The sequence below is a fragment of the Pseudomonas sp. Pseusp3 genome (assembly GCF_047304225.1).
In the GTDB taxonomy this organism is placed as follows: domain Bacteria; phylum Pseudomonadota; class Gammaproteobacteria; order Pseudomonadales; family Pseudomonadaceae; genus Aquipseudomonas; species Aquipseudomonas fluorescens_CD.
The window spans coordinates 1-5,821 of the sequence record NZ_JBGLYV010000184.1 but is presented as its reverse complement, the minus strand read 5'-3'; the positions used below and the strand labels follow the sequence as shown (position 1 = coordinate 5,821).

At 61.2% G+C, this 5,821-nt stretch carries 5 protein-coding genes; 2 read left to right on the top strand and 3 right to left on the bottom strand.

Going from position 1 to position 5,821, the window contains the following annotated elements:
* Positions 1 to 255: 255 nt before the first annotated feature.
* The 3 genes from ACCD00_RS30040 to ACCD00_RS30030 all read right to left on the bottom strand — a co-directional run bounded on the left by ACCD00_RS30040 (position 256) and on the right by ACCD00_RS30030 (position 3,575).
* Positions 256 to 1,407: an acyl-CoA dehydrogenase family protein gene (locus ACCD00_RS30040; protein ID WP_413428835.1), complete on the bottom strand. Its 1,152-nt coding sequence runs from the start codon at positions 1,405 to 1,407 to the stop codon at positions 256 to 258.
* Positions 1,408 to 1,410: 3 nt separating this feature from the next.
* Positions 1,411 to 2,517, bottom strand: a complete 1,107-nt coding sequence (locus ACCD00_RS30035; RefSeq protein WP_413428834.1) for an enoyl-CoA hydratase/isomerase family protein — start codon at positions 2,515 to 2,517, stop codon at positions 1,411 to 1,413.
* A gap of 164 nt (positions 2,518 to 2,681) precedes the next feature.
* Positions 2,682 to 3,575, bottom strand: coding sequence for a LysR family transcriptional regulator (locus tag ACCD00_RS30030; RefSeq protein WP_413428833.1), 894 nt, complete (start codon positions 3,573 to 3,575; stop codon positions 2,682 to 2,684).
* 101 nt (positions 3,576 to 3,676) lie between these two features.
* On the opposite strand from ACCD00_RS30030, the gene ACCD00_RS30025 reads away from it, so the two are divergent.
* Positions 3,677 to 4,768 (top strand): polyamine ABC transporter substrate-binding protein, encoded by a 1,092-nt coding sequence (locus ACCD00_RS30025; protein ID WP_413428832.1) that lies wholly within the window; start codon positions 3,677 to 3,679, stop codon positions 4,766 to 4,768.
* A gap of 21 nt (positions 4,769 to 4,789) precedes the next feature.
* Positions 4,790 to 5,749: an agmatinase gene (gene speB / locus ACCD00_RS30020; RefSeq protein ID WP_413428831.1), complete on the top strand. Its 960-nt coding sequence runs from the start codon at positions 4,790 to 4,792 to the stop codon at positions 5,747 to 5,749.
* Positions 5,750 to 5,821: the final 72 nt, after the last annotated feature.

Sequence of the window (5,821 nt, the reverse complement as noted above, 5' to 3'; positions counted from 1 at the left end):
CCATCGCGAGCGAGCTCGCTCCTACATTGGATCTCTGTAGGAGCGAGCCTGCTCGCGAAAAAACCAAGGGCTCCGAGTCGATTCAGGTGCCCCGCGTCATCGTTGACCGCCATCGCGAGCGAGCTCGCTCCTACATTGAATCCCTGTAGGAGCGAGCCTGCTCGCGAAAAACCCAAGGGCACCGGGTTGATTCAGGTGCCCAGCGTTATCGTTGACCGCCATCGCGAGCGAGCTCGCTCCTACAGGTACAGGGCATCAAATCAGGTAGTTCTTCAGCTCGCGGGCGATCACCATCCGCTGTATCTCGCTCGACCCTTCGTAGATCTGCGTGATCCGCGCATCCCGGTAGTATCTTTCCACCGGATAGTCTTCCAGGTAGCCATAGCCGCCATGAATCTGAATGGCGGACGAGCAGACCTTTTCCGCCATTTCCGACGCAAACAGCTTGGCTTGTGAGGCCTCCGACAGGCAGGGTTTGCCGGCCGTGCGCAGGCGTGCGGCGTGCAGGATCATCAACCGTGCGGCGTTCAGTTGCATGTGCATGTCGGCCAGCAGGTTGGCGATGCTCTGGTGTTCATTGATGGTTTTGCCAAACTGCACCCGATCACGGGAGTAGGCCAGCGCCGCTTCGAACGCCGCGCGAGCAATGCCGAGTGCTTGCGCGGCGATGCCGATTCGCCCGCCTTCGAGGTTGGACAGGGCGATGGCCAGGCCCTTGCCGCGCTCACCCAGCAGATTGGCTTCGGGGATGGTGCAATTGTCGAGGGTCACGGCGCAGGTGTCGGAGGCGCGAATGCCCATCTTGTGTTCACTGCGGTCGACCTTGAAGCCAGGGGTGCTGGTGGGCACCAGGAATGCCGAGATGCCACGCTTGCCCAGGTCCGGATCGGTCACGGCAAATACAATCGCGAGCTTGGCCCGCTTGCCGTTACTGACGAATTGCTTGGCGCCGTTGATCACCCACTGGCCGTCGCGCAGTTCGGCGCGGGTGCGCAGGTTGTGCGCCTCGGAACCGGCCTGGGGTTCGGTCAGGCAGAAGCAACCGATGGCCTTGCCGCTGGACAGATCCGCCAGCCAGGTCTGTTTCTGTTCTTCGCTGCCGTAGTTGAGTACCGGCCCGCAGCCCACGGAGTTGTGGATGCTCATGAAGGCGCCGGTAGCACCGTCGCCGGCGGAAATCTCTTCAACCGCCAGCGCGTAGGCCACGTAGTCGACATAGGTTCCGCCCCATTCCTCGGGGACCACCATGCCCAGCAAGCCCAGTTCGCCCATCTTCGCCACCAGACCGTCATCGATCCAGCCGGCCTTTTCCCAGGCCTGGGCATGGGGCGCGATTTCGCCACGGGCAAAATCCCGGGCCATGTCGCGGATCATGACTTGCTCTTCGCTCAATTCGATATCGTGCATGGCTCAGCTCTCGCTCTGGTCAAACCCGCTGAAGAAGCTCGCCACGTGTTCGGCGTGCAGCGCCTGAAGGGTGGGCGGGTTCCAGCGTGGTGTCTTGTCTTTGTCGATCAGCAAGGCGCGCACGCCTTCGATCAGGTCGCCGCGCTCGAACCACTGGCGGTCCAGATGCAGCTCAAGGGCGAAGCATTGTTCAAGGCTCAGGTGCCGACCGCGACGCAGCATTTCCAGGGTCACGCCCATGGCCAGTGGCGAGCGGGTTTCCAGAAGGTCGGCGGTGGTCATGGCCCAGTCGTGGCTGTCGGCGACCGTTACTTCGCGCAGTTGTTCCACAATACTCGGCACGTCGGGCTGGGCGAAGAAGTGGTCGATGGCCGGGCGCAACGTTGCCAGTGGCGCATCAGGCAGTTGCTGAACGGCGAGTCTGGCCAGCAGGCCTTGCAGGTCCTTGAGCGGCGTGTCGTGCCATTCGAGCTGGTCGAGTTTCTCGTCCAGATCGCCCAGCCTGTCGCTTTCCAGGTACCAGTCGGCCAGACCGCAATACAGGGCATCGGCTGCGCGGATTTGTACGCCACTGACCCCAAGGTAAATCCCCAGTTCACCGGGAATGCGCGGCAGGAAATAACTGCCACCGACGTCAGGGAAATAACCGATGCCGACTTCCGGCATCGCCAGACGGCTTTTTTCGGTGACCACGCGCAAGTCCGCGCCTTGCACCAGGCCCATGCCGCCGCCGAGGACAAAGCCATCCATCAGGGCCAGCACCGGTTTGCGGTAGTGGTGGATCGCGAGGTCGAGGGCGTATTCCTCGACGAAGAAATCTTCATGCAGGGTGTCGCCGCTTTTGAAACTGTCATATAGCGAGCGTATGTCGCCACCAGCGCAGAAGGCTTTTTCGCCGGCACCCCGCAAGACTACGGCATGGACTTGCGAATCCTGGGCCCAGGCGTCGAGCTGGCGTTGCAGGCTGCGCACCATGTCCAGGGTGAGGGCATTGAGGCCGGCGGGGCGGTTGAGGGTCAGATGACCAATGTGGTTGCGAACCTCGGCCAGCACTTCGTTTTGCATGGCATCCATGGACTGAGTCCCCGGAGAAGACACCTGAGCAGTCATCACTAACTCCCTGCTTTTATTGTTCTTTATCGAGATGCTCGCGCGCGAGCGATGACGGATCGTATCAGTGCAAATTTGCCTTGTACAACCCGGATAAGTGCAGGTTATCTGTGCATTTTTGCATGGTGATGACCGGCACCGTTTCAGCGTAGACCACGGCGTATTCAGGCAAACGCCGCGAGCAGATCCTCTTCGAATGCCTTCTGCGCATCACCGGCCACCTGTGCCCGGTGCCGGGCCAGATGAAACGCGACATCGAAACTCATGTCGTTGCGCCGCACGGCCTTGAGCAAACCCTTGTCTTCCCAGGTACGGGCAAAGTGGCTGGGCAGGTAACCGACATGCTTGCCGGAAAGAATGAAGGCGAGGGTGCCTTCGACCTGCTCCGATCGTGCCGAACACAGCTTGCCTTGAAAGGGCTCGTCACTGCGCAGGAAGCGGTAGGGGTGACCGACCCGGTCGCAGGCCTGCAAATCCTCATCGTCCGGGGCCGCGTTGGTGAACAACGGGTGACCGGGGGCGCAATACAGATGCTGGGTTTCTATGAACAATTGGCGGTAGTCGAACGCGCTTTGCACTTGAGAGAAATAGCCGATGGCCAGGTCCAGCCGCTGTTGCAGCAGCAAGCGTTCCATTTCGCCGGGCATGGCGCTGATCAGTTCGATGCGCACCGATTCGTCCCTTTCACGGAAGCGCCGGATCGCCTCGGCCACCCGTTGCAGCACCGATTGATCCAGGGCTTCGGACAGACCCAGGCGCACTTCGCCGATCAAGCGTCCGGCCACGCCGTTGGATTGATGACGGAAGGCTTCGATGGACTCGAACAGTCCACGGGTGGCGCTGAGGAGCTGTTCGCCCTTGGGCGTGATCCTGAACCCTCCCTTGCCGCGACTGCATAGCCGGTAGCCAAGGCGGGTTTCCAGTTTGGCCATTTGCTGGCTGATGCTCGACTGGCTCAACCCCAGCTCGCCCTGGGCTGCGCTGAAACCGCCGCATTCCACCACGCTGACAAACAGTCGCAACAATTGCAGATCCAGATCGTGGAGTTGGCCGAGCATCAAACATTACTCCGTCGTAAAGTCAGGTTAATTAACTTGATATTTTATCAATGTATCCGACGACGCATCCTGCAACCACTTCCTCTGGTCAGGTGTTCGTCATGGCTCCCAAGTTCAAGCTGTGTTTATCCACGCTGTTGCTCGCCGTTGCTGTTTCGGCCCAGGCCGAGGATAAGGAGGTCAATCTGTACAGTTGGGCCGATTACGTCGCCCCCGAAACCCTGCAACGGTTCGAGCAGGAAACCGGTATCCATGTGCGCTACGACACCTTTGATTCATCTGAAGTGCTGGAGACCAAGTTGCTCACGGGCGGCAGCGGCTATGACGTGGTGGTGCCGTCCTCCAGCGTGCTGGCCCGGGGGCTTGCGGCCGGGGCGTTGAAACCGATTCCCCACGAAGGACTCAAGGGCTACGCCAACCTTGATGCGGATTTGCTGGAAAAACTCGCCGCTGTCGATCCGGGCAACCGCTACGGCGTGCCGTACACCTGGGGCACCCTGGGTTTGGGCATGAACGTCGAGGCGGTCAAGCAGCGCTTGCCGGACGTGCCGCTCAATAGCCTGGACCTGCTGTTCAAACCCGAGTACGCGAGCAAGTTGAAGGATTGCGGCATTGCCATTCTTGACTCACCGCAAGAGGTCATCGGACTGGCGCTGCATTACCTGGGTAAAGATCCCTACAGCACCGACAAGAACGATCTGTCAGCCGCCGAGGCGTTGCTGCATCAGCTACAACCGAATGTGTTGTACGTCGCCACCGGGCGGCAGATCAGCGACCTGGCCAATGGCAGTGTGTGCCTGGCGCTGACCTACAACGGGGACGCGAGCATGGCCGCCGACCAGGCACGCAAGGCCAACAAACCCTATGAAATTGCCTACCGGATTCCCAAGGAAGGCACCCTCGTGTGGCAGGACAACCTGGCGATCCCCAAGGACGCGCCGCACCCCGAAGCCGCCCGCGCTTTTATCGAGTTCATGTTGCGCCCCGAGTCCGTTGCGGCACTGACCAACACCTTGTTCTTCGCCACGGCGAACCAGGCCGCCACGCCGCTGGTGGATGAAGCGGTACGAACCGATCCGGACATCTACCCGCTAGCCGACGTGCGGGAACGGCTGTACGCCGACCGCAGCATGAGCCTCAAGGACATGCGCCAGCGCACCCGCCTGTGGACCACTTTCCGTAGCCGCCAATAAGAAAAAGACAAGGAGCCTTCAATGGACGTCCCGATGCAGAACGATCAAGCCATGACCCGTGACAGCCTTTACGGCACGGCCGCCGAAAGTACCTACGCCGGTATCACCAGCTTCATGCGTCGCCGCTACAGCCGTGACTTGCGCGGAGTCGACGTGGCCGTCAGCGGCGTGCCGTTCGACACCGCCACCAGCAACCGCCCCGGCGCACGCTTCGGGCCACGCGGCATTCGCGCCGCCTCTGCCGGGATCGCCTGGGAACGGCACTGGCCGTGGACGTTTGACCCGTTCGATCACTTGGCGGTGATCGACTATGGCGATTGCGATTTCGATTACGGCTCGCCGCAGTCGACGCCCGAAATGATCGAGGCCCACGCCGAACACATCCTCAATGCCGGCACGGCGATGCTGACGTTTGGCGGCGACCATTTCATTACCTATCCACTGCTCAAGGCCCATGCCCGCAAGCATGGGGCGTTGTCGCTGATCCACTTCGACGCCCACAGCGACACCTGGCCGGACGAGGAGGGCAAGCGCATCGACCACGGCACCATGTTCTGGCACGCAGCCAGGGAAGGGCTGGTCGACCCGTCGCGCTCGGTACAAATCGGCTTGCGTACCACCAACGATGATCATCAGGGCTTTGAAGTGCTCGATGCGCGGCAGGTGCATCGACGTGGTTGCGAGGCGATTGTCGAGGCGATTCGCGCGCGAGTCGGCGACAACCCGGTGTACCTGACCTTCGACATCGACTGCCTCGATCCGGCATTCGCGCCTGGCACCGGAACACCGGTATGCGGCGGCTTGAGCACGGTACAGGCGCTGGAAATTCTCGGCGGTCTGCGCGGCATCAATCTGGTGGGCATGGACGTTGTGGAAGTGGCTCCGGCCTATGACAGCGCGGAGATCACCTCACTGGCGGCGGCGACGCTGGCGATGGAGATGTTGTGCCTGTATGCGGCCAGGCATAAGGTCGACCGGTAAAACGCAATCCCCCTGTGGGAGCGGGCTTGCTCGCGAAAACGTCGTGTCATTCAACAACAATGTCGACTGACA